This is a genomic window from Streptomyces sp. NPDC020996 (assembly GCF_040641355.1).
In the GTDB taxonomy this organism is placed as follows: domain Bacteria; phylum Actinomycetota; class Actinomycetes; order Streptomycetales; family Streptomycetaceae; genus Streptomyces.
Genome location: NZ_JBFADM010000009.1, coordinates 128,888 through 150,628 on the forward strand (window position 1 = coordinate 128,888; position 21,741 = coordinate 150,628).

Annotated in this window: 22 protein-coding genes; 8 read left to right on the top strand and 14 right to left on the bottom strand. The window is 73.8% G+C overall.

Annotation, left to right across the window (positions count from 1 at the left end; genetic code table 11):
* Positions 1–126: 126 nt before the first annotated feature.
* Positions 127–1,284 (bottom strand): MerR family transcriptional regulator, encoded by a 1,158-nt coding sequence (locus tag AB0G63_RS09710; RefSeq protein ID WP_360746935.1) that lies wholly within the window; start codon positions 1,282–1,284, stop codon positions 127–129.
* 135 nt (positions 1,285–1,419) lie between these two features.
* Between AB0G63_RS09710 and AB0G63_RS09715 the strand changes: the two genes are divergently transcribed.
* Positions 1,420–2,289 (top strand): hypothetical protein, encoded by an 870-nt coding sequence (locus tag AB0G63_RS09715; protein WP_360746938.1) that lies wholly within the window; start codon positions 1,420–1,422, stop codon positions 2,287–2,289.
* A gap of 17 nt (positions 2,290–2,306) precedes the next feature.
* Here the strand turns inward: AB0G63_RS09715 and AB0G63_RS09720 are convergent, their stop codons facing one another.
* A complete protein-coding gene (locus AB0G63_RS09720; protein WP_360746941.1) occupies positions 2,307–2,906 on the bottom strand; it encodes a hypothetical protein in 600 nt (199 codons plus the stop codon).
* A 215-nt stretch (positions 2,907–3,121) separates the two neighbouring features.
* Here AB0G63_RS09720 and AB0G63_RS09725 point away from each other — a divergent pair, with 215 nt between their 5' ends.
* Positions 3,122–3,895 (top strand): IclR family transcriptional regulator, encoded by a 774-nt coding sequence (locus tag AB0G63_RS09725; protein ID WP_360746944.1) that lies wholly within the window; start codon positions 3,122–3,124, stop codon positions 3,893–3,895.
* Positions 3,892–4,743 carry an SMP-30/gluconolactonase/LRE family protein gene (locus tag AB0G63_RS09730; protein WP_360746947.1) on the top strand — a complete coding sequence of 284 codons (852 nt, stop codon included), beginning with the start codon at positions 3,892–3,894 and terminating at the stop codon, positions 4,741–4,743. The genes AB0G63_RS09725 and AB0G63_RS09730 overlap by 4 nt, the downstream gene beginning before the upstream one ends.
* A 766-nt stretch (positions 4,744–5,509) precedes the next feature.
* Here AB0G63_RS09730 and AB0G63_RS09735 read toward each other — a convergent pair.
* The 6 genes from AB0G63_RS09735 to AB0G63_RS09760 form a co-directional block, all read right to left on the bottom strand.
* Entirely contained in the window at positions 5,510–6,955 is a 1,446-nt protein-coding gene (locus tag AB0G63_RS09735; RefSeq protein WP_360746950.1) for a pyridine nucleotide-disulfide oxidoreductase, read from the bottom strand.
* A gap of 60 nt (positions 6,956–7,015) precedes the next feature.
* Complete coding sequence (locus tag AB0G63_RS09740; RefSeq protein WP_360746953.1) at positions 7,016–8,203, bottom strand: MAB_1171c family putative transporter; 1,188 nt, start codon at positions 8,201–8,203, stop codon at positions 7,016–7,018.
* Positions 8,200–9,369: an MAB_1171c family putative transporter gene (locus AB0G63_RS09745; RefSeq protein ID WP_360746956.1), complete on the bottom strand. Its 1,170-nt coding sequence runs from the start codon at positions 9,367–9,369 to the stop codon at positions 8,200–8,202. The genes AB0G63_RS09740 and AB0G63_RS09745 overlap by 4 nt, the downstream gene beginning before the upstream one ends.
* A complete protein-coding gene (locus AB0G63_RS09750; protein WP_351890609.1) occupies positions 9,366–9,848 on the bottom strand; it encodes a toxin in 483 nt (160 codons plus the stop codon). Before AB0G63_RS09750 ends, AB0G63_RS09745 begins: the two co-directional genes overlap by 4 nt.
* A 12-nt stretch (positions 9,849–9,860) precedes the next feature.
* On the bottom strand, positions 9,861–11,150 hold the full coding sequence (locus tag AB0G63_RS09755; protein ID WP_360747062.1) for an MAB_1171c family putative transporter: 1,290 nt from the start codon (positions 11,148–11,150) through the stop codon (positions 9,861–9,863).
* Positions 11,151–11,215: 65 nt separating this feature from the next.
* The gene (locus AB0G63_RS09760) at positions 11,216–11,863 is read right to left on the bottom strand and encodes a toxin-antitoxin system, toxin component family protein (protein WP_360746960.1); all 648 of its coding nucleotides are present in this window, start codon (positions 11,861–11,863) and stop codon (positions 11,216–11,218) included.
* Positions 11,864–12,075: 212 nt separating this feature from the next.
* Between AB0G63_RS09760 and AB0G63_RS09765 the strand changes: the two genes are divergently transcribed.
* From AB0G63_RS09765 to AB0G63_RS09780, 4 genes are all read left to right on the top strand, one after another.
* The gene (locus AB0G63_RS09765; RefSeq protein WP_360746962.1) at positions 12,076–12,375 is read left to right on the top strand and encodes a hypothetical protein; all 300 of its coding nucleotides are present in this window, start codon (positions 12,076–12,078) and stop codon (positions 12,373–12,375) included.
* Complete coding sequence (locus tag AB0G63_RS09770; protein WP_360746965.1) at positions 12,372–13,892, top strand: alpha-N-arabinofuranosidase; 1,521 nt, start codon at positions 12,372–12,374, stop codon at positions 13,890–13,892. The genes AB0G63_RS09765 and AB0G63_RS09770 overlap by 4 nt, the downstream gene beginning before the upstream one ends.
* A gap of 80 nt (positions 13,893–13,972) precedes the next feature.
* Positions 13,973–14,434 carry an Rrf2 family transcriptional regulator gene (locus AB0G63_RS09775; RefSeq protein ID WP_360746968.1) on the top strand — a complete coding sequence of 154 codons (462 nt, stop codon included), beginning with the start codon at positions 13,973–13,975 and terminating at the stop codon, positions 14,432–14,434.
* A gap of 187 nt (positions 14,435–14,621) precedes the next feature.
* Positions 14,622–15,533 carry a sulfite exporter TauE/SafE family protein gene (locus AB0G63_RS09780; protein ID WP_360746971.1) on the top strand — a complete coding sequence of 304 codons (912 nt, stop codon included), beginning with the start codon at positions 14,622–14,624 and terminating at the stop codon, positions 15,531–15,533.
* A gap of 18 nt (positions 15,534–15,551) precedes the next feature.
* Here the strand turns inward: AB0G63_RS09780 and AB0G63_RS09785 are convergent, their stop codons facing one another.
* The 5 genes from AB0G63_RS09785 to AB0G63_RS09805 form a co-directional block, all read right to left on the bottom strand.
* Positions 15,552–16,316, bottom strand: a complete 765-nt coding sequence (locus AB0G63_RS09785) for an intradiol ring-cleavage dioxygenase (protein WP_360746974.1) — start codon at positions 16,314–16,316, stop codon at positions 15,552–15,554.
* Positions 16,313–17,893, bottom strand: coding sequence for a hydantoinase/oxoprolinase family protein (locus tag AB0G63_RS09790; protein ID WP_360746977.1), 1,581 nt, complete (start codon positions 17,891–17,893; stop codon positions 16,313–16,315). Before AB0G63_RS09790 ends, AB0G63_RS09785 begins: the two co-directional genes overlap by 4 nt.
* A 345-nt stretch (positions 17,894–18,238) precedes the next feature.
* A complete protein-coding gene (locus AB0G63_RS09795) occupies positions 18,239–18,526 on the bottom strand; it encodes a DUF397 domain-containing protein (RefSeq protein ID WP_360746979.1) in 288 nt (95 codons plus the stop codon).
* A gap of 37 nt (positions 18,527–18,563) precedes the next feature.
* On the bottom strand, positions 18,564–18,767 hold the full coding sequence (locus tag AB0G63_RS09800; RefSeq protein WP_360746982.1) for a DUF397 domain-containing protein: 204 nt from the start codon (positions 18,765–18,767) through the stop codon (positions 18,564–18,566).
* Positions 18,764–19,549, bottom strand: a complete 786-nt coding sequence (locus tag AB0G63_RS09805) for a helix-turn-helix transcriptional regulator (protein WP_360747065.1) — start codon at positions 19,547–19,549, stop codon at positions 18,764–18,766. The genes AB0G63_RS09800 and AB0G63_RS09805 overlap by 4 nt, the downstream gene beginning before the upstream one ends.
* A gap of 140 nt (positions 19,550–19,689) precedes the next feature.
* Between AB0G63_RS09805 and AB0G63_RS09810 the strand changes: the two genes are divergently transcribed.
* Positions 19,690–20,142 (top strand): ATP-binding protein, encoded by a 453-nt coding sequence (locus tag AB0G63_RS09810; protein WP_360746985.1) that lies wholly within the window; start codon positions 19,690–19,692, stop codon positions 20,140–20,142.
* 22 nt (positions 20,143–20,164) lie between these two features.
* Here AB0G63_RS09810 and AB0G63_RS09815 read toward each other — a convergent pair whose 3' ends face one another.
* Positions 20,165–21,670 carry an ATP-binding protein gene (locus AB0G63_RS09815; protein ID WP_360746988.1) on the bottom strand — a complete coding sequence of 502 codons (1,506 nt, stop codon included), beginning with the start codon at positions 21,668–21,670 and terminating at the stop codon, positions 20,165–20,167.
* Positions 21,671–21,741: the final 71 nt, after the last annotated feature.

Consider the following 21,741-nt stretch of genomic DNA (forward strand, 5'->3'; position numbering starts at 1 on the left):
CGCACTCCTTGTCGTCGGTGATGTCGGTGATGTCGGTGATGTCGGTGACGTCGGTGGCGGGGGCGCCGGGGACCGGAACGCCACCCCTGTTCCTACACCAGCCGCCCTACCCGTCCGCAGCGCCCCTCAGGCTGCCGTCTCCACCACATCCGCCACCACACAGCTCACGTTGTCCGGGCCGCCCGCACTGTTCGCCGCGTCCACCAGGGCGCGTACGGCCGTGTCGGGGGCCGGGCAGGAGCCGAGGAGGTCGCGTATGCGGGCGTCGGGGACCACGGCCGTGAGGCCGTCGGAGCAGAGCAGGTACCGGTCGCCGGGTGCGGCGTCCCGCAGTTTCAGGTCCGGGACGCCGGTCGTCAGGGCCTTCAGCAGCAGCGCCCGCTGGGGGTGGGCCGCGGCCTCCTCCGGCGTCAGCCGGCCCTCGTCGATCATCGACTGGACCACCGTGTGGTCGTGGGTGACGCGGAAGAGGGCGCCATCGCGCAGCAGGTAGGCGCGGGAGTCGCCGATGTGCACCAGGGCGAGGCGGGAGCCGGTCAGGAGCAGGGCGGTGAGGGTGGTGCCGGTGTCGCCGGCGCCGTCCGCCGCGTCCCGCACCGCCTCGGTCGCCTCCCGGACGGCGTCGTCCAGCACTCCGAGGACGTTGCCCGCCGGCAGTTCCCGCGCGTCCAGGAAGCGCAGCGCCTCGACCGCCGCGCCGCTGGCGGGCGCGCCCGCCGGGCCGTACCCGTCGGCGACCGCGAGCAGCCGCGCGCCGGCGTACGCGGTGTCCTGGTTGGCGGGGCGGACCCGGCCGGTGTCCGAGTGGGCGGAGTAGCGGAGTTCCAGCATGGTGGTGTCCTTCCCGGGCTGTCCGGACTTTCCGGACAGTCCTGGCTGTGGTGGCTGTTCTGGCTGCTCTGGATGTCCTGGCTGTGGTGACCGCTCGGAAGACCCGGCGTGTCCTGCCAGGTGGTCGACGAGGAACGCGGCCAGGTCCCGCCGCACCGCTGTCTCCCTCTCGACCCCCGCCCAGTAGGCGCGGATCTCGCGGCCCGCGGCCGCCGGATCGCGGGAGCACAGGTCGCACACCTCGCGGATCCGGGCCAGCGGCATGCCGAGCCGCCGCAGCCACGCCACCAGCCGCGCCCGCTCCAACTGCCCGGTCGCGTAGTACCGGTAGCCGGTGTACGGGTCGACGCGCGCCGGACGCAGCAGGTCCAGTTCGTCGTAGAGCCGCAGTGCCTTGGGGGACAGCCGGCACGCCTTGGCGAACGCGCCGATCGTCAGCATCTCCCTGTGCATCCCTGTGCGTCCCTCCCGTCTTCCGCCACCGATGCTGGGGCTTCCCCGAAGGGGAGGGTCAAGCGCGCTGGCCCGGTTGCCGGTGCGCTGGTTAGCCTCGGGCGGATCGCGCCCGCAGCAGAACGGAGTCCCGCCGTGCCCCGAGTCGCCCTCGTCACCTACGACCCCGGGCCGGAGACCAGCCGGGACCGGGACCTGCCCGGGCTGGTGGGCGCGCTGCGCGCGGCCGGCGCCGCCGCGGACGCCGTCTTCTGGGACGACGCGTCCGTCGACTGGGCCGCGTACGACCTCGCCGTCATCCGCTCCACCTGGGACTACAGCTGGCGGGCCGCCGAGTTCACGGCGTGGGCGGACCGGTGCGCGAAGGCCACGCGGCTCGCCAACCCGGCCGACGTCGTGCGCTGGAACACCGACAAGCGCTACCTGGGCGACCTGGCGGCGGCCGGCGTGCCCGTCGTGCCCACCCGCTACCTCGCCCCGGGCGACGCCCCCGCCCTCCCGGACGGCCACGAGTACGTCGTCAAGCCCACCTCCGGCGCGGGCGCCCGCTACGCCGCCCGCTACACGCCCGGCGACCACGACACGGCCGTACGGCACCTCGCGCGCCTGCACGAGGAGGGGTTCACGGCGATGGTGCAGCCGTACATGCGCGGCATCGACGCCGGCGGCGAGCGGGCCCTGCAGTTCTTCGGCGGCCGTCTCCTGCACGCCAGCCGCAAGCGCGCCGTGCTCGCTCCCGGCACCGCCTACGACGCCGACAAGGTGCCGCATCCCGGCCTGGAGCCGTGGACCCCGACGCCGGCCGAGCTCGCCGTCGCCGAGCGGGCCCTGGCCGCCGTGCCGGACGCGGCCGAGCTGCTGTACGCGCGCGTGGACCTCGTCGACGGGGACGACGGGGAGCCCAGGGTGATGGAGCTGGAACTGGTCGAGCCGAACCTGTTCCTCTTCCTGCACCCCGGCTCGACGGCGGCCGTCCGGGACGCGATCCTGACGGCCGCGCGGTAGCCACCGGGGGCGCCGGTTCAGCCGGTGACGGCCGTCCGCTGGAGCAGACCCCAGGTGAACTCGGCGACGACCTCCCGCCGCGCCCCGCGCCCGTCCGGGGCCGTGAAGGCCAGGCCCCAGCGGGTCGGGGCGGTGCCCTGGAGGGGGCGGGCGGGGGCGAAGGCGCGGGCCGCCTCGTCGACCGTGCAGGACCAGGGGGCGAGGTCGTCGAGGGTCCGCAGGTCCGGGCCCGCGGCTCCCGGGGCGCGGATCAGCCACTCGTTCCACACCGTGCCGTCCGGGGCGAGGAGGACCTCGAAGCGCAGGTCGGGCCAGAGCGGTACGGGCCACAGGCGGGCCTCGCAGTCCAGGTCGCCGACCCGGCGGGTGAGCGTCGCCTCGGGCTCGCCCAGGACGGCGCGGTACCGGGCGGCGGCTGCACGCGCCCGTGGCGAGTGCAACATGGCCTGCCAACGCCTGTTGGCCTCCCGCATGTCGGCGACCGACGCGCCCAGCGCACGACGGGCGTCCTCCACCGGACCGGGGTTGTGGTCGGCCATGCGGCGCAGCAGCACCAGCTGGAAGTCCAGCGGGGTGAACGGGGTGAACGGGCTGGCGGAGCGTTTTCCGGACGGCATGTGCCCCATGGTGGCCCACGGCGGGCCCGCCGTGGCGGCGGCCGTCCGTGACACGGCGCACCGGGCAGAGAGCATGGCCCACCGGGCGGGGGGAGGTGGTTCGTGCAGCACCATTGCCCGGTCAAACCGACTTTGACTAGCCTGTGTTCGTCATGCCGATCGTCTGTTGAAATTTCGAACACAGACGCCCAGATAAACAAGGGAGGGGGCCGGTCGTGGGACGCCTAGTACCTGCCGTGACCCGGGCTCTCGACATACTCGAGCTCTTCCTCGACGGGGACGGGACGCTCTCCGCCCCCGACATCGTGCGCAGGCTGCAGCTGCCGCGCACCACCGTGCACGAGCTGGTGACCACGCTCGCCGCCCGGTCGTACATCGTGCCGGTGCCGGGTCAGCCCGGACGGTACCGGCTCGGGGTGCGGCCGTACCAGCTCGGCAGCCGGTACGCCGAGCAGCTGGACCTCGCCGCCGAGGGTCAGCAGGTGGCCCGGTCCGTCGCCGAGACGTGTGACGAGACCGTGCACGTGGCCATCCTCGAGGGCACCGACGTCATCTACATCGCCAAGGTGGACTCCACCCACGCGGTGCGCATGGTGTCGGCGGCCGGCCGCCGGCTGCCCGCCCACTGCACGTCCGTAGGGAAGATGCTGCTGGCCTCCCTTCCGGAGCAGGAACTCGCCGCCCGCATCCCGGACGGCGCCGAACTCGTGGCGATGACGCCGAACAGCATCACCGACCCGGTCGCCCTGCGCGAGACCCTCGCGCGGATCCGCGAGCGGGGCGTCGCCGTCGAGAACCGCGAGTCCAACCCGGACGTGAGCTGCGTCGCCGCCCCGGTGCGAGACCGTGCCGGACGGGTCGTGGCCGCCCTGTCCATCTCCGTGCCCATGATCCGCTGGAGCGACGAGCGCCGCGCCGAGCTGGAGCAACTCGCCGCCAAGGGCGCGGCCGAACTGTCGGAGCGCCTCGGACACCGGAGTGTCGCATGACGTACACGTATGAGGTCGCCGTACTCGCCGAGGCCGCCCTCGGCGAGGGGCCCACCTGGGACGCCGACGGTGAGCGGCTGATCTGGGTCGACATCCTCGGCTCCCGGGTGCACACCTACGACCCGGCGACCGGCCACCGTGGCGTGCGGGTCGTCGAGCAGCACGTCGGCGCCGCCAAGCCGCGCGCCGGCGGCGGGCTCGTGCTGAACCTGCGGGACGGGGTGGGGCTGGTCGATCCGGACGGCGCCTTCCGCTGGCTGCACCGCGAGGCCGTCCCCGGCCGCCGCGGCAACGACGCCGCCGTCGCCCCCGACGGCTCCCTGTGGGCCGGCACCATGCGCTACGACGAGGCCCCCGGCGGCGGCACGCTGTCCCGCCTCACCGGGGACGGCACCGTGCGGGCGGTGCTCGACGACGTGGCCGTCAGCAACGGCATCGGCTGGAGCCCCGACGGGCGGCTGATGTACTACATCGACTCGCCGACCCGCCGCATCGACGTCTTCGACCACGACGGCGACGGCAACGTCACCGGCCGCCGGACACTGGCCCGGATCGAGGACGCCGCCGGGTTCCCGGACGGGCTCACCGTCGACGCCGACGGGTGCGTGTGGGTCGCCCTGTGGGACGGCGCGGCGGTACGCCGGTACACGCCCTCCGGCGAGCTGGACCGCGTCGTCGAACTGCCGGTTCCGCGCCCCACCGCGTGCGCCTTCGGCGGCGCCGACCTCACCGACCTGTACATCACCACCGCCCGCACGGGCCTGACCGCGCCCCTGGCACTGTCCGGCTCCCTGCTGGTGGTGCCGGGCGCGGGCAAGGGCCTCCCACAGCCGCCCTTCGCGGGGTGAGCCGAACGCGAGACGGATGAACGGGCCGTACACCCGCCCGCCCGCCGGGCGCCCCGGGTGCCCGGCCTGCGCGGGCCGGCCCCTGCGGGCCTGCCATCGGCCCCGGCGGGCTCCCCGCTGCACCGGGATTTCTGGTCCTCCGGTCCGGCCTTCGCGTCCCGGCGGCACCGTGCGGCCCGCTCTCACGGGCGTGCCAGCCGACGCCGCTGTGCGGCCTGCTCTGGCGGGCGTGCTTGGTCGCCGGCACCATCGGCGTCGGCAAGTCCGAGGCTGCTGCAGACGATCGGGGCGTCACGGGCGGTCGCCAACCGGCTGGCGAGTGTTCGCGCGTCAGCGCCCGGTCGGCACGCGCGTCCCCGTGGCGCGCGTCCCGTGTCCCGTGTGCGGGCGTACCGGCGACACTGCGCGGCCTGCCCTCGCGGGCCCGCTTGGCCGCGGGCGTCCCCGCAGCACCCCGCGGCAGGCTCCCGTGCGGCAGGCTCTCGCGGGCCAGGGACGTGCGGCGCGCCACCCCGTGCGGCTCGCCGCGTCGCGCGGCCTGTGGCCCCGTGCGGCCTGCGGTCCCGTGCGGCAGGCTCTCGCGGGCCAGGGACGTGCGGCGCGCCACCCCGTGCGGCTCGCCGCGTCGCGTGGCCTGCGGTCCCGCGTGGCCTGCGGTCCCGCGTGGCCTGCGGTCCCGCGTGGCCTGCGGTCCCGCGCGGCCTGCGGTCCCGCGCGGCCTGCGGCCCCGCGCGGCCCGCGGCCCCGCTGCCGCGCGGCCCGTGGGTCACCCCGTCGTGTGGTCCAGGGCTCGGAGGATCTTCTGCTCGGCCTCCGACAGTGGGGGTCGGGGTGCCGGTGGGAGGAGGGGGCCGTTGAGGGTGGCGAGCAGGGTGGCGGGGCGCAGCAGGCGTGCCGGGCCCGCGGTCAGGCTGGTGACGTCCCACAGGGCGGCCGCCGCCGGGTAGGAGCCGGTGGCCGCCTTCGTCAGGCGGCGCGAGTACGCGGTGACCAGGCGCTCGGCCGGTCCGCGCCGCCCGCCCCGCGAGCCCGGGTACCAGGTGTCCTGGCCGACCGCGACGGCCCACGCGGCCTCCACCGGTCCGGCGATCCCCCGCTGCACCCGGCGGGCGAGCCCCCGCGCGGTCGGTCCCGCCTGCCGCAGCTCCTCCCGCAGCACCCGCGCGCCCAGCGCGGCCACCGACATGCCCTGGCCGTAGGCCGGGTTGAAGGTGGCCAGCGCGTCGCCGAGCACGACCAGGCCCTCGGGCCAGTCCCGCGCCTTCTCCAGGTAGCGCCGCACGTTGCTGGTGCTGCGGCTGAGGTGGATGCCGGTGAGGGGTTCCGCGCCGGATATCAGCCGGCCCACGATCGGGTCGGGCAGGTCCAGCGTGTAGCGCAGGAAGCCCTCCGGGTCCGCCGGGGGCTCGCCGCCGCGCGTGCCGCCCAGGCTGACCATCCAGCGGTCGCCCTCGATGGGCATGACCATCCCGCTGCGCCCCGGCCGCCCGACGTACGGATCCGACTGCACCATCGTCAGCGGGAACCGCTCGGCGCCCGCGGGCGTGCGGTAGATCCGGGTGGCGTTGACCAGACCGGCGTCCACGGTCCGCTCGCGGATGCCCGAAACGCCGAGCGCGTCCAGCCACCTGACGACGCGTGAGCCACGCCCGCTCGCGTCCACCACCAGGTCGGCCGCCAGCTCCGCCCCGGCCCGGGTCCCGGCCCCGGTCCCGGCCCCGGTCCCAGCTTCGTCCCCGTCCCCGTCCGCCGCGACGCGGACGCCGTGGACGCGCCGTGCGCCGCCCAGCAGTCCCACCGCCTGGGCCTTGCGGACGTCGGCGCCGGTGCGCTCCCGCACCACCTCGCGCACCACCCAGTCCAGCAGCGCCCGGCTGCAGCTGATCATGCTGGGCCCCGGATGGCGCCAGCGCCGGAACCAGCCCTCGGGGGTGCGTACCACCATGTCCTGGCCGAGAGAGATCTCCCGGGCGCCGCGGTCGAGCAGGCGCCGCCGCAGGTCCGCGCCCGGCAGCAGCTGCTCCATCGCCGCCAGGCCCCCGGCCATCAGGAGGTGGGCGTGGCGCCCCTGCGGAAGGCCCTTGCGGTGCTCCGGCCCCTCGGGCAGGTCGTCGCGGTCGAGGACGATCACCTCGTCCACGGCGGGGGACACCGCCGCCGCGGCCAGCATGCCGGCCAGGCCGGCACCGATGACGACAGCTCTACGCGACATGGGGCTCCTCGCACTCGGCGACGGGGACACACGGTCCACGGGTTTCCGGCCACCGGGCAATCAGCCCGGGGCGGCCTTCACGGTACCTTCACCCGCCGTGCGGACGGCGGGAGTTGCGGCCAGGACCGGCACCAGGGCCTGCGCCAGCTCCACCAGTCCGCCAGCGCCGGGGACCTCCGTGGCGTGCAGGCGGTACGCGCTCGGCGTGCCGGGCGGCTCCTCGCGCGCGGCGGCCCGGCGCGCCGCGTCGGCCACCATGGCCGCCTCCGCCGCCACCCGCGCCTCGTGCGGCGGTCGGCCCGCGCGCACGGCCGCGGCGCGGGCCCGCTCGCGCACCCGGTCGTCGAAGTAGGGGGCCAGCGCCAGCAGCGCGTCGTGGATGGACACCTCCCGCCACTGCAGCCGGGCCAGCGGCGGCTGCCACCAGGAGGCGGGCGGCTCGGGCGCGGTGGACACGGACCGCACCAGGGACCACAGCGGGCCCAGCCGCCGGTGGTCGCCCAGGCTGTGCCAGTGGGCGGCAAGGCCGGGCAGCACCCTGGGCAGCACGAAGCCGGCCGCGGTGACCAGTCCGCCGAGCGACGCCAGCGGCGGGGCGAGGTCCGTGGAGAGGAAGTCCAGGTCGTGGCCCGTCCAACGCGCGGTCACGGCCGTGTACTTGGCGAGCTGGAAGCCCGCCCCGTCCAGCAGCGCGCCGATGAGGATCAGCCGCAGCCCGGTCCTGAGCATGCCGGTCACCTCGCGGGCCCACCGCACGCACACCACGCACAGCGCGACGACGGCCGCGGTGTGCCCGAGCAGGTACAGCAGGATCATCTCCCGCATGTACGGCGTGTTCGCGTAGTAGGTGTCCAGGTCCCGCAGCCGTTCGACGGGCGCGTCGGCCCGGGCGAACAGCACCACGATGGCGGCGACCAGCAGCCCGTAGGCGGCGACGCAGCCCAGCGCCGTGCGGCGGACCCGGACGCGCGGGCCGCCCCGCCAGTTGATCAGCAGGATGAACAGGGAACAGCTGTACGCGGAGAGCATGCCGTACGTCAGCGGGGCGCCGAAGTTGGCGACGCCGGTGAGGTCGTTGACGGCGGCCAGGGTCAGCGGCGCCGAGCAGACGAAGACCAGCGCGCCGAGCACCACGGCCGCGCAGGTGGACACGGTCAGGCCGTCGAACGCGGCGCTGCGCGGGCGGCGGCACAGCAGCCCGGAGGAGACGGCCAGGGCGCAGGCGGCCAGGTACACCACGAGGCTCATGCGGTGCCCGTCGGGGTGGCGCCGCGGCACACCCGGGCCGCGGAGACGAGGGGCGAGCCGGCCAGCGCGTCGGCGATGCGGACCAGGGCGGCCGGCTCGGGCGCCGCGCCCGGCAGCCACGCGGCGGCGTCCGGCTGCACCCGGTCGGACTCGTCGCGGACGGCGGCGGCGATGACCGCCGCCCACGCGGTGGCCTCGGCCCGCGCCGGGTCGCCGCTGGTCCGCAGCGCGGCGTCGTGCGTACGGTCGTACAGGGACCGGTCGAAGTAGGGGTCGAGGTGGCTCAGGCCGTTGTGGATGCTGGTCTGCCGCCACACCAGCAGGGTGGTGGGGGAGGCCCGGCGCGGGCGCGGCAGCCGCAGCGCCCGGCGGGTGAGGACGCCGTCCAGTTCCCGTTCGAGCGGTTCGAGACGCACGTACGTCTGCCAGGACCGCTGCCACTCCGTCAGCCGGGGTCCGGCCAGCGGGATCAGCACGCCGACCACCGTCAGCAGGGCGCCGAGCCCGGCGGCGGCCGGGGAGACCCGGGTGCCGATCACCGACCAGTCCCGCCCGCTCCAGCGGGCCGCCACGGCCGCCAGCTTGGACACGCTGTACCCGGCGTTGCACAGCGTCCCCACGCCCAGTGTCAGCAGGCTGGCGCGCAGCCAGCCGTCCACCTCGCGGGCCCAGCGCAGCGACGACACCAGGGTGACGCCGGCGGCGGCGAGGTGGCCGGCCAGGTACAGGACGATCATCTCGGCGATGTAGGGGGTCGTCGCGTAGTAGGTGTCCAGGTCGGTGCGGCGCTCCACGGGGGCGTCGCCGAGCGCGAACGTCACGGCGATGCCGAGCAGGACGAAGGCGTAGCAGACGACCCAGCGCCGCGCGGTACGGTGCACGTGCGGCCCCCCGCGCCAGTAGACGATCAGGACCTGCGCGGCGGCGCTGTATGCGGTGATGGACGCGTACGTCAGCGGCGCGGCGAGGTTGGGCACGCCGCTGACGCCGTTGACGCAGGCGACCGTGGGCGGCGCGCCGAGGAAGAAGCACAGGCCGGCCAGGCCCAGCACCCCGCAGATCGCCCGCAGGTACGGGTCGTGCCGGTGGCGCAGCAGGTCCGGGGCCTTGACCACCAGGCCGAGCCAGAGCGCGCCGCAGCTGACGTAGTTGATCGTGCCGTTCACCGGCGCCTCCCCCGGTGGTTGAGCGCGGCCCCGATGCGGCCGGCGAGGTCCGGGGGGCCGTCGCCGCGGGCGGCGAACACGGAGTCCTCCGACGCCTCCAGCCAGGTGCGCAGCCGACGGCCCATCAGCATGCCGAACCGGTCGGCCTCCTGCTCCTCGGCGAGGCTGAAGTCGGTGCGGGCCGCGCTCGCGGCTCCGCGGTTCATGTGCCACACCTCGTGGCAGAAGATCACGAGCTGGTGCCAGGGCGCGGCCCGCCGGTCGACCACGACGTCGTCGTGCGTCTCGCGCTCCAGCCACAGCCCGCTGGCGGTGTGCGGCGGGAAGACGGCCCGGTGGACGACGACCTCACGGCCGCGCCAGGCGCTGACGGAGGCGACGAGTGCGGCGAGCAGGACCTCGGGGTCGGCGGGGACCGGAACGCGTATGGGGTCGACGAGGGCGTCGGCGAGGCGACGCATCTCCCTGTTGGTCCGCACCAGGACAGACTCTCAGATGTCCCCGTGGTCCGTGCAGTCCTTCGTGCGTTCTGCCTTTTCAGAGAGGGGTCCGCCCGCACCCGGGACGGCCACGCGCACGCCGCCGTCCCGGGTGCGGGCGCGCACCGCGAGGAGGTCGTCGGTGCGGCGCAGGGCCCGGGAGACGGCGCCGATCTCGCGCAGCAGGTCCGTGGTGTCGGGGTCGTAGCCGGGTTCGCAGCCGCCCTCGCCGTCGTCCGGCCGGCGGCGGGCCTCGACGGCGTCCTGGATCGCCAGCGCGGACGCGAGCGCCTTGGCCCGGCCCGGCTCGTGACCGAGGGCGAGCGCGGCCTCGTAGGACCGCTGCCGCCGGTCGTCGTCGATGTGCCGGGCCAGCGGGAGCAGCACGTCGCGGATGAACGTCTCCCGGCGGATCAGCCGCAGCTCCGGAGTGGAGCGCAGCACGAACGGGACACCGCTGCCGTTGGCGGTCCGCATCAGCAGGTACAGGGGCCGCAGTTCGTGGTGGGCGAGCCGCACCCGCCAGCGGTCGTGCAGGTACTGGCCGGCGTGCGGGAGGATGAACCCGACCGCGATGAGGATGGCGGACAGGCAGGCGATGGGCGGTGCGACGCCGGTGCTGAGCCAGTCGAGCTTGTGCCCGGCCCAACGGGCCGCCACGGCGGTCAGCTTGGCCGCGTCGAACAGCAACTGGATGGCGTAGCCGACGCCGAGGAACTTCAGCCCCCAGCGCAGCCAGGCGTCGAGCCCGTCGGTGCGCACCCAGTTCCAGATCAGGCCCGAGGTGATCACGGTGGCCACGGTGTGCGCGAGGAGGTAGAGCAGGATCATCTCGCGCATGTACGGCGTGTCGGCGTAGTACGTGTCCAGGTCGCGCAGCCGCTCCACGGGCGCATCGGCGAGGGCGAACAGCACCCACAGCGCGGCGATCACGCCCGAGTAGACGGCGACGACCCAGCGTGTGGCGCGCACCGTCTGCGCGGAGCGGTCGGACAGTCCGTTGCGCCAGGCGATGATGAGCAGCAGACACGATCCGCCGAACGCGGTCAGCAGCGAGTACACCCAGGGCGCCGAGATGTTCGGCACGCCCGTGACCCGGTTGACCAGGGCGATGGTGGAGGGCGCCACGAACACGAACACCGCGCAGGCCAGCACCAGCAGGCCGCCGACGGCGCGCAGCATCGGGTCGGCCCACAGCCGGATGATGGTGGGCAGCTTGATCGCCAGGGCGGCGGTCAGCACCCCGGCCGGGATCCACCAGAAGGACGGGTAGAACTCGCTCACGAACCCCGTCGGCGTCAGCGCCAGTTGGGCCTTGACGGGGGCGAGCGCGGCGGTGGCGATGGCCACGGGGGCGAGGGCGGCGGTCACCGCGCCGTTCCTGCCGGCCCGCGGGGGTCGCGGTAGCCGAGGGACCGCTGGAGCGGGCCGGGGGGAGGGCCGGCGGGGCGCGGGGCCAGCAGCGGCCGCAGCGCGGCGGCGAGCCGGTGGCCGAAGTCGTCGGCGGCGGCCTCGTCGGCCGCGCGGGAGCCGTCGCGCGCGGCGACCGACAGCGCGACGTCCTGCCAGTCGGCCCGCTCGGTCAGCGCGCCGTCCTGCCAGTCGCTCCGCTCGGCCAGCGCGCCGGCCGCCGCGGCGCCGGCCGGGTGATGGTGGTCGTGCCCGGCGTGCATGTGCCACAACTCATGCCCCAGGATGACGAGTTGCTGTACCGCTTCGGCCCGCTCCTCGACGATGACCAGGTCGAAGTCCGGCAGCTCCACCCACAGCCCGGTCACCTCGATCTCGTCGGGGAACCGCTCGAAGCGCAGTTCGATGGGGCGCCCGCCCCGGCGTGCGCTCATCTCCGCGCACAGCGCCCGGCACAGCTCGCGCGCGTCGGCGGGCGGGCGGGGTCCGGCCCACAGCGCGGATGCGAGGCCGTCGGTCAGCTCGCGCATCCTGGAGAACTCCCGCGAGCGGTGCCGCCAGGCGGAGATCCGGGCCGCCTTCCTCCGTGCGCCCGCGATGTCCATGACTCCCCCTCTCGCCGCCGCACAGCAGGCCGTTCGAGATTACGCGGCCGGTCGGGCCCCCGTCATGTGAACGTGTGCCGTCGGCCACCCCGCGAACGCCGCCGTGGCTGGAAAGTCCCGTCCGGACCATTGACTGACGGGCGCTGACTCTTTACGGTCCCGTTCGAAGTTACGGGCATGTTTCGACATATCGAACGGTGGGGGTGGAGGACATGGGACGATCCGACTCGAACCGCAGGCCCCTCACGGACGGACGCGGAGAGCCGCTCGTCGCGGCCGGCTCCGGCGTCGCCGCACCGGGCGCCGGCGCCCGCGCTCCCGCCGCGGGCGCCGCAGCAGGCCGGTCCCGCGCCGCGGCCGCCCGCTCCGCCGCCGGCGGCCCCGACTACGGCGCGATTCCGCTCCCGCCCGCCGCCCGCGGGCAGGCCGCCCACGCGGAGTCCCTCCCCTTCCCCTGCCGCACCGTCACCAGCACGTCCTCAGGTAACTCCCGTTCCGAAAGGCACCCATGACCGAGAGCACCGCCCGCTTCACCCTCGACCCCGCCTTCACCGTCGGCGAGGTCGACCCCCGGCTCTTCGGATCCTTCGTCGAACACCTCGGCCGCTGCGTCTACACCGGAATCTTCGAACCGGGTCACCCCACCGCCGACGAGGCGGGGCTGCGCGGGGACGTGCTCGACCTGGTCCGCGAACTCGGCGTCACCGTCGTGCGCTACCCCGGCGGCAACTTCGTCTCCGGCTACAAGTGGGAGGACTCCGTCGGCCCGGCCGACAGCCGCCCCCGCCGCCTCGACCTCGCCTGGCACTCGACGGAGACCAACCGCTTCGGCCTGTCCGAGTACATCGGCTTCCTGCGCAAGGCCGGCCCGCGGACCGAGCCGATGATGGCCGTCAACCTGGGCACCCGCGGCGTCGCCGAGGCGCTCGAACTCCAGGAGTACGCCAACCACCCCGGCGGCACCGCCCTGTCCGACCTGCGGGTCGCGCACGGCGACAAGGACCCCTTCGGCATCCGCCTGTGGTGCCTGGGCAACGAGATGGACGGTCCCTGGCAGACCGGCCACAAGACCGCCGAGGAGTACGGCCGGGCCGCCGCCGAGACCGCCCGCGCCATGCGCCAGCAGGACCCCGGCGTCGAACTGGTCGCCTGCGGCTCCTCCAGCCAGTCCATGCCCACCTTCGCCGCCTGGGAGGCGACGGTGCTGCAGGAGACGTACGACCTCGTCGACTACATCTCCCTGCACGCCTACTACGAGCCCGTCGACGGGGACGTGGACTCCTTCCTCGCCTCCGCCGTCGACATGGAGTCCTTCATCGAGAACGTGATCGCGACCTGCGACCACGTCGGCGCCCGCCTGAAGTCGAAGAAGCGGATCAACCTCTCCTTCGACGAGTGGAACGTCTGGTACCTCTCCCGCTGGCAGGAGCAGGCGACCACCATCGAGCAGGACGACTGGCCCGAGGCGCCGCGCCTGCTGGAGGACAACTACAGCGTCACCGACGCCGTCGTCTTCGGTTCGCTGCTGATCGCGCTGCTCCGGCACGCCGACCGGGTCACGGTCGCCTGCCTCGCCCAGCTCGTCAACGTCATCGCCCCGATCATGACCGAGCCCGGCGGCCCCGCCTGGCGCCAGACGACCTTCTTCCCCTTCGCCCAGGCCTCCCGGTACGGCCGCGGGCAGGTCCTCGACGTCCGCGTGGACTCGCCGACGTACGAGACGAAGAAGTACGGCGAGACCGCCCTGCTGCACGCCACCGCGGTGCGCGCCGAGGACGGTACGGTCACCGTCTTCGCCGTCAACCGCGGCCGCACCGAACCGCTCCCGCTGGAAGTCGCCCTCGGCGGGCTCGGCCTGACGTCCGTCGTCGAACACAGCGCCCTCGCGGACGACGACCCGGACGCGCGCAACACCCTCGACGACCCCGAGCGCGTCACCCCGCACCCGGTCGCGGGCACCACCCTGCGGGACGGCACGCTCACCGCCGTACTGGAGCCGCTGTCCTGGAACGTGATCCGCCTCTCCTGACCGCTCCCACCCGACCGCGCACACCCGACCGCTCCCACCCGACCGCTCACCGCTCACCCCTGGGCCCTCACAATGGACGCATGAGGATCTCGGCACGGGCGGACTACGCGGTACGGGCGGTACTGGAGCTCGCCGTACGGCAGGGCGAGGACGGTCCGGTGAAGGCCGAGGCCGTCGCCGCCGCGCAGGAGATCCCGCACAAGTTCCTGGAGGGCATCCTCGGAGACCTCCGCCGCGCCGGCGTCGTCGACAGTCGGCGCGGCGGAGGCGGGGGCTACCGGCTGGCCCGGGAGGCATCGGCGATCACGGTCGCGGACGTGATCCGCGCGGTCGACGGCCCCATCGTGTCCGTGCGCGGGGTCCGCCCGACCGGCCTGTCCTACGCCGGTTCCGCCGAGCCGCTGCTGCCGCTGTGGATCGCGCTGCGCGCCAACGTCCGCCGGATCCTGGAGGGCGTCAGCATCGCCGACCTCGCGGCGAACGCGCTGCCGGAACCGGTGAAGGAACTGGCGGCGGAACCGGCGGCCTGGGAGAACCCGTAGCGCCGTATCGAAGGCGACCGACTCTCAGGGCCCGGACTCATGGCGGCTCTCAGCGGCTCTCAGCGGCTCTCAGCGGCTCTCAGCGGCTCTCAGCGGCTCTCAGGGTCCCCTCAGCTTGATGCCCTACCGTCCAGCCCTGTCCATCCCTACCCACCCGGTAGGAAACCAGGGAAGGCGGGACCGCCCCATGCAGACGCTGCTACTGCTCGCCCTCGCGGGGCTGGGCGCCCAGCTCGTGGACGGCAGCCTCGGCATGGCGCACGGGGTCATCTCGACGGTGCTGCTGCTGGCCCTGGGCACCAGCCCGGCCGCCGCCTCGGCCGTCGTCCACTTCGCGCAGATCGGCACGGGCCTGGTCTCCGGCGCCTCGCACGCCCGCTTCGGCAACGTCGACTGGAAGGTCGTGGCCCGGATCGGCGTCCCGGGGGCGGTGGGGGCGTTCGTGGGGGCGACGGTGCTGTCGGGCATGTCGACGGCGCTCGCGGCGCCGGTGACGGCGGTGATCCTGCTCGTCCTCGGCTGCTTCGTCACCTGGCACTTCACCGTGCGCGGGGTCTCCCGTGACCGGCTCGGCCGCCCCCTCGGCAAGCGGTTCCTGGTGCCGGTCGGCCTGGTCGCCGGGTTCCTCGGCGCCACCGGAGGGGGCGGCTGGGGGCTGATCGGCACGCCCGCGCTGCTGGCCGGCGGCCGGCTGGAGCCGCGCAAGGTGGTCGGCTCGGTCGACGCGAGCAAGGCGCTGGTCGCCGTGGCCGCGAGCCTGGGCTTCCTGTTCTCCCTCGGCTCGCACGGCGTCGACTGGTCCTGGGTGCTCGCCTTCCTGGCCGGCGGCGTGGTCATCGCCCCGGTCGCGGCCTGGCTGGCCCGCTTCGTCGCCCCGCGCGTCCTGGGCTCCACCGTCGGCGGCCTGATCGTCCTGCTCAACGCCCGCACGCTGCTCGCCGACGGCCGGCTCGGCCTGCCCGGCACGGCCGTCGCGTCCGTCTACGCCGTCCTGTGCGCGCTGTGGGCCGCCGCCCTGGCGTACTCGGTCCGCGCCCACCGCAAGGAGCGGCAGGCGCGGACCGAGCCCGCCGCGGAACGGCAGCCCGTCACGGCGTGACGATCCGTCCGGCCGTGGTCAGCCCTGTTCGACGCCGAGGGTCAGCGTTCCGGTGTAGCCGGAGGAGGTCGAACTGCCCAGCGCGGTCGTCGTCAGGAGGCCGGAGGAGGCGCCTCCGTCGTCGTAGATCCCGTCCTGGGCGAGGGTGGTGCGGGTGACGGTGTTGGTCGAGTACGGCGAGATCGCGGCGACCTTGGCCGTGAGCGACTCGTCGATGAACAACTGCCCGGTGTGGATCTCCTGGCCGCCGGTGAACGAGCCGTCGGAGGTGAGCGTGACGTTCGTGTGCACCTTGACGTGGATGTGCACGCAGCGGCCGCGGTACCAGCCGGGGTAGATCGTGGTGATGTTCGCGACGCCACCGGAGTCGGTCAGCACGCCGCCGCGCAGGAAGGTGCCGTCGTCGGGCTCGTTGTGCCCGTTGTTGCCGACGTACCCGGAGTACTCGCCGAGCGCGTCGCAGTGCCAGATCTCCACGAGCGCGCCGGAGAGCGGTGCGCAGGTGTCGTCGTCGACGATGGTGAGCCTCAGCTTGAGCGGGATGCCCGCCTTGCCTTCGGTGACGTCCGAGCGGACGAGCTGTCCGTCGAGGTAGTAGGGGCCTTCGGTCATCTCCTTCGTGAGGGTGCAGACGGCCGCGGCGGCGACGGGCACGGCGTCGTCGCCCTCCGCGGCGGCGGGAGCGCCGGGCACGGCGGCGGCAACGGCCAGCGTGGCCGCCGTGGCCCCGGTGGCGATCAGTACGGTGCGGCGCCCGATCACGGGCTCGGAAGTGTCTGTCATGGACACGGCACCGTAGGGAGCGATGCTGTCGGTGAGCTGTCAGTTCGGCAAAGTGACGCCCCGTCAAGTCGCGCGTCGGTCATGTGGATCGAGCGTGGCCGCCCGCCGCAGTCCTCGGCCACCAACCCCTCGCCGAACATGTCGCGGCGGGCCCGGGCGAGCAGTTCCTCACGGAGCCGCTCGGCCTCGGCCGCATCCGCGGGCAGCGGCACGCTGTACTCGTGCGCCAGGCCGCTGAACCCGATGCCGAACGCGCTGAACACCGCGGAGAGGTCCGGCACGATCACCCGCCCGATCCCGGCGGCGCGGGCGATGCCGCAGGCGATCACCGGCCCGGCGCCGCCGAAGGCCAGCAGCGTCGTCCCGGCCGGGGCGTGGCCCGCCTCGGTCAGGGCCTCCCGCAGGGCCTCGCCGGTGAGCTGCTCGAAGGCGCGCAGCACGGCCAGCGCGGCGGCGGGCGCCGACAGGCCGAGCGGTTCGCCGACGTGGGTGCTCAGCGCGCGTTCGGCGCGGGCGGTGTCGAGCTTCAGGTCGCCGCCGAGGTAACGCTCGCCGTCGAGCACGCCGGCCAGCAGCAGCGCGTCGGTGAGGGTGGCGCTGGTGCCGCCGCGGCCGAAGCAGGCCGGGCCGGGCGCGGCGCCGACGCTGCGCGGCCCGATGGTGACCACGCCGTCCACCACCTCCACGACGGAGCTGCCGCCGAGTCCGACGCTGCGGATCTCCGGCATCGGGAACGAGGTCGGCGCCGAGCCGACCCGGCCGAAGGCGCTGACCGCGAGCTGCCCGCCCGCGATCACCGACACGTCGGTGGTGGTGCCGCCGATGTCCATGCCGACGAGCACGTCCGCGTCGTAGAGCCGCGCGTAGGCCCGGCCGCCCTCCAGCCCGCCGCGCGGGCTCGCCAGGCCGCCGTCCTTGCAGACCCCCTCGGCGGAGTAGAGGAAGTGCTCCATGCCCGGGTGCAGGTAGGAGTTCAGGACCGAGGTGAGCACGCGCCGGGTGTCGTCGGCGTCGCGGGCCAGTTCGTGGGAGAGCGTGAAGGGCATCGCGCCGAGCAGGTGCCGCGGGTAGCGGTCCAGGAGCTGCGCCTTGACCGCCCACTCGGCCTGCGGGTCGCGCAGCGCGATGACGATGCGCTGGGCGTTGGTCGCCAGCAGCGCGTTGATCGCCGCGGTGAACTCCTCCGCGTCCACCGTGCCGCCGGGGCCGGTGGCGATGCCGACGGGCCGGTGCGGCACCATCGCCGCCCACAGCTCGGGGTCGGCCGACCCGCCGGCCTCGTGGACGTCGTCCTCGGCGCCGGAGTCGACCAGCAGGGCGACCGGAGTGCCCTTGTGCTCGACGACGGCGTTGGTGCCCGAGGTGGTCGAGCAGCGCAGGTGGCCGGTCTCCCGGAGCAGCCGCGGCAGATCCTCCTCGCCGTAGAGGCGGTCGGAGGCGAGGCTGAGCCCGGCCGCGAAGCAGCGCGTGAGGTCGTGCGGCGTCGTGGGGGTCTTCGCGTGGATCAGACGGTCGCCGTCCGTCACACATACGTCGGTGAACGTTCCGCCGTTGTCTATGTTGACGAGTAGTCCCATTCAGCCCTCCGTGCAGTCTGTTTCGGTCGTGTGAACTGGCCAGACAGTGACAGAGGGGCGAAGGTGGTGGCACCACCCGAAGGGGTGGGGATCTGGCAGGCGAAGGGTGGGTGGCCGCCACCACCCGACGACCACCCCGGCGCGCCTTCCAGAGGGGGGCGGGGGCGGCTGATCGGCGGTGGAGCCCTGTCGGGACGCACGGAGGGTGGTCGGGCGCCCGGCTCGGCCGCCGCCGGCATCGGCACCGGCATCCCGGCCATGTGCGACGGCCCTGCCTGGGCCGCGGCGGGCAACGGCATGCCGACGCCGACGCCCGGGGCGGCTACGAGCGCCCGAACGCAGGCGTCAGGAAGAGTGACGCTCCGTCACGTCAGGTGCCGGCCACACGGACGGAGCGTTCGCCACGAACGCGGTCCAGGCGGCGGGGGAGAGAGCGAGACGGGGTCCCCGCCGGTGTTTGGAGTCGCGGACGTGGACGGTGGTGGGGGTGAGGGCGACCTCTATGCAGTCGTCGCCCGAGCCGCTGCTGTAGCTCGACTTGAACCATGCCGCCTCAAAGGCGACTTCGACGCAGTCGTCGCCCGATGCGCTGCTGTAACTGCTTTTGAACCAGGTCCATTCGTCGCTGCTCATGGCTCTCCTCGTCTCCGAGGGCGTGAGGGTCTGTCCGTCAGTTTGCTCGCTCGACGGAGGCGCGGTCGACGTGTGCGACGAAGGCGGTCCAGGCGGCGGGGGAGAGGGCGAGCTGTGGCCCCTGCCGGTGTTTGGAGTCGCGGACGTGGACGGTGGCGGGGGTGGCGGCGACCTCTATGCAGTCGCCGTCTCCGCTGCTGCTGTAGCTCGATTTGAACCAGGCCAGTTCACCGGTGGTCATAAGGCTCCTCGCATCCGATTCAACAGGCTCACGGAGTCTTCGAGGGTGAGAGCCTGTGAACGCATCCTGGCATACCGCCTCTGGAGCACGCTGATCTCCTTCGGGTCGGCGATCAACATGCCACCGCGTTGACCTTCGTTGTAGGCGAACCACCTGTTCTCGGGAGTCTCCGGCAGTTGCATCGGGCCGGCCACCCCGGCGTGTGAGCCCTGTGGCAACGGCATGATCTGTACTTCGACATTTCGCTGCTCGACGATCCCGAGCACGTGGTCGATGAGGCTGCGTGTCACCTCCACCCCGCCTGCGCGCCTCAGCAGCACATGTTCTTCAAGGATGAAGCTGAACGCCGTGTTCGGGCGCTCCTTGAGCAATCGCTGTCGGTCTGCGCGGGCAGCCCACCGCTCTTCGATCTGGGCGTCATCCAGAGGGGGAAGCTGGTGCGAGAACAGGACCCGGGCGTACGCCTCCGTCTGCAGCAGTCCCGGAATCATCCGGCACTCGTACGTGTAGAGCGTGATCGCCTCCCGTTCCAGCCGGGCCCATTGCCGGAACCACGCCGCCAACCCCGGCTGGCGGGCCAGGTGGCGGGCGGCCCGCCGTAAAGCGCCGGTGTTGCCCAGCACTTCCTCCGCTCGCTCGACGAACGCCGGATCCGGCATACGTCTGCCCAGCTCCACCGAAGCCACCGTGTGCTTCGAGTACCGCACCTGCTCGGCGAACTCCTCGCGGCTCAGACCCACATGTTCCCGCAGGGCCTGGACGACCGCTCCGAACGTCCGCATGCTGTCCGACGACTCCGGCTCATCGACCACGCTCGGTCACCTCCCGCACCGGTACTGTCCATCCGGTGACCGTGTACGCCGCCCCGGCGTACACGGCGTTGAGCTGGAGAACTGCCCGCCCACGCCGTCAGATTGGGCGCATGACAGCACCACCCACGCCCCAACCCCCGGTCACCGTACGTACGTTCGCGCAGCGACTCAGTGCTACCCCGCGCGGCGCCCGGCTCGCCCGGCACCTCGCCCTGCACCAACTGGACGCCTGGGGCGTCCCGCACGGCTCGAACGCGTCCGACGCCGTCGCGGTGATCGTCGCCGAACTGGCGGCCAACGCGGTCACGCACGGCCGGGTGCCCGGACGGGACTTCGAACTGCGGCTCGACCTCGCCGCGGGCCGCATCGGCGTCGAGGTCACCGACACGCTCGCCGAACGGCGTCCCCCGGCCCCCGGTGCCGTACACATGCCCGACCCCCTCGGCGACGGCGGTCGCGGCCTCGCACTCGTCGCCGCGCTCGCCGACCGCTGGGAGGTGCGGGACCGCCCACCCGGCAAGACGGTCCGCGCCGAGGTCGACCTGCCGGGCGGCGGGCCCTGAGCCGGGCGGGCCGCTCTTGGCGTCAGTCGCCGTAGAGGGTGGCCAGGTCCACCAGGAGGACGTCGTCGCGGCGGTCGGCCAGGTCGATCAGGTCGGGGTGGAAGCCGTGCAGGGAGTACAGGGCCAGTGTGGTGGCGGTGGTGCCGTAGCCCTGGTCCGTCAGCAGGGCGCGGATGCGTTCCAGGCGCTCCAGGTCGCCGGTCCCGCGGCGGGCGGCGGTCGCCTTGGCCTCGCCCAGCAGCGCGATCGTCGCCCGGGGAGCCTGCGGCCGCTCGCCTGCGGCCAGAGCGATGACGTCGACCTCGTGCTTCGTGCGGGCGGCCCGGTCGGCGACCTCGGTGGTGCCGACCGGGCCGGGCAGCCCGCCGGGCAACAGGGTGTGGGCGTAGCGGCGGGTGAAATCCCGGGCCAGGTCCTCGAAGTGCGGTCCGAGGATCTTGGAGTTGAAGGTGGGAAGCGCCTGCTGCCACACCTGCTCGGCGAAGCCCTGCTCCACGGCGGTGGCCTGCGGGAGGGTGACGAGCTGGTTGAAGCGGATGACGGGGTCGGCGAGCGTGATGACGGGGTGCCGGGAGCGGAGGATGTCCTGTTCGCTCCGGATGTAGCCGGTGGATTCCAGAACGCCGAGCGGGTGAGCGACGGCGTTGCGTGGCCGCTCCAGGGCGGCGCCGATCTTGCTGGGGGTGGTGGCGCCCCGCGCGATCGCGGTGAGGATGTCGTAGTACAGCGTGTGCTGCGTGATCCTCGGGTCCTCGCGCAGCAGGTACTCCGTCTCGGTGCGCGAGTACACCGCCCGTCCCGGGTCGAGCAGGGTCCGGGCGAGCCAGGTGTCGAAGCCGTCGTCCGGATGCGGTCGGGCGGCCACCGGCCGGTAACCGGGGGCCCCGCCCAGGACCGCGTGCACCTTCAGCGCGGTCAGCGGGTCGCCGATCTGCCAGAAAGCCCTGCTGTTCCGGTAGTCGAAGGCGCCCAGCCGCAGATCGACCACGGCACGTCCCCGCAGCGGCTTCGTCCCCGAGAGCAGTTCGTGCATGACGCTCGTCGCCGAGCCGCACAGGATCAGCCGCGGACCCGGCCCGGCGCCGGGCCGGGCGCCCCGCTGGCGCTCGTCGTAGAGCTGTTGCAGCAGCCCCGGGATCTCGGGCGAGTGCTGGAGCAGGTACGGCAGCTCGTCGATCACCAGGAGCGGATGCGACGAACGGGCGGTCACGTCGAGAGCGCTGGACAGGACGTCACGCCAGTCGGTCAGCCGCAGGCTCCCCGGCCGCAGACCGGCGTGGGCCGCGACCGCGTCACTGAACCGCTGGATCGCGGTCAGCCGCCCCTCCTCCCGGACCGCTGTGACGTACAGGCCGTCGACCTGCTCGGACAAGGCCTGCAGCAGGTACGACTTCCCGTGCCTCCGCCGCCCCGACACGATGCCGAGCCGCATGGCCGGATCCGGATCGGTGAGGAACTCCGCGAGCAGATCCCACTCCCGGTCCCGGTCGACCACGTCGTCCGGCTTGACCGGCAGGCTCTTCCTCACTCGCCCTCCTCCAGGTCGAACGACGAATTCTGTCTAAGTCTAGTTCGACAGAAAGCGTCGTACTGGAGTTG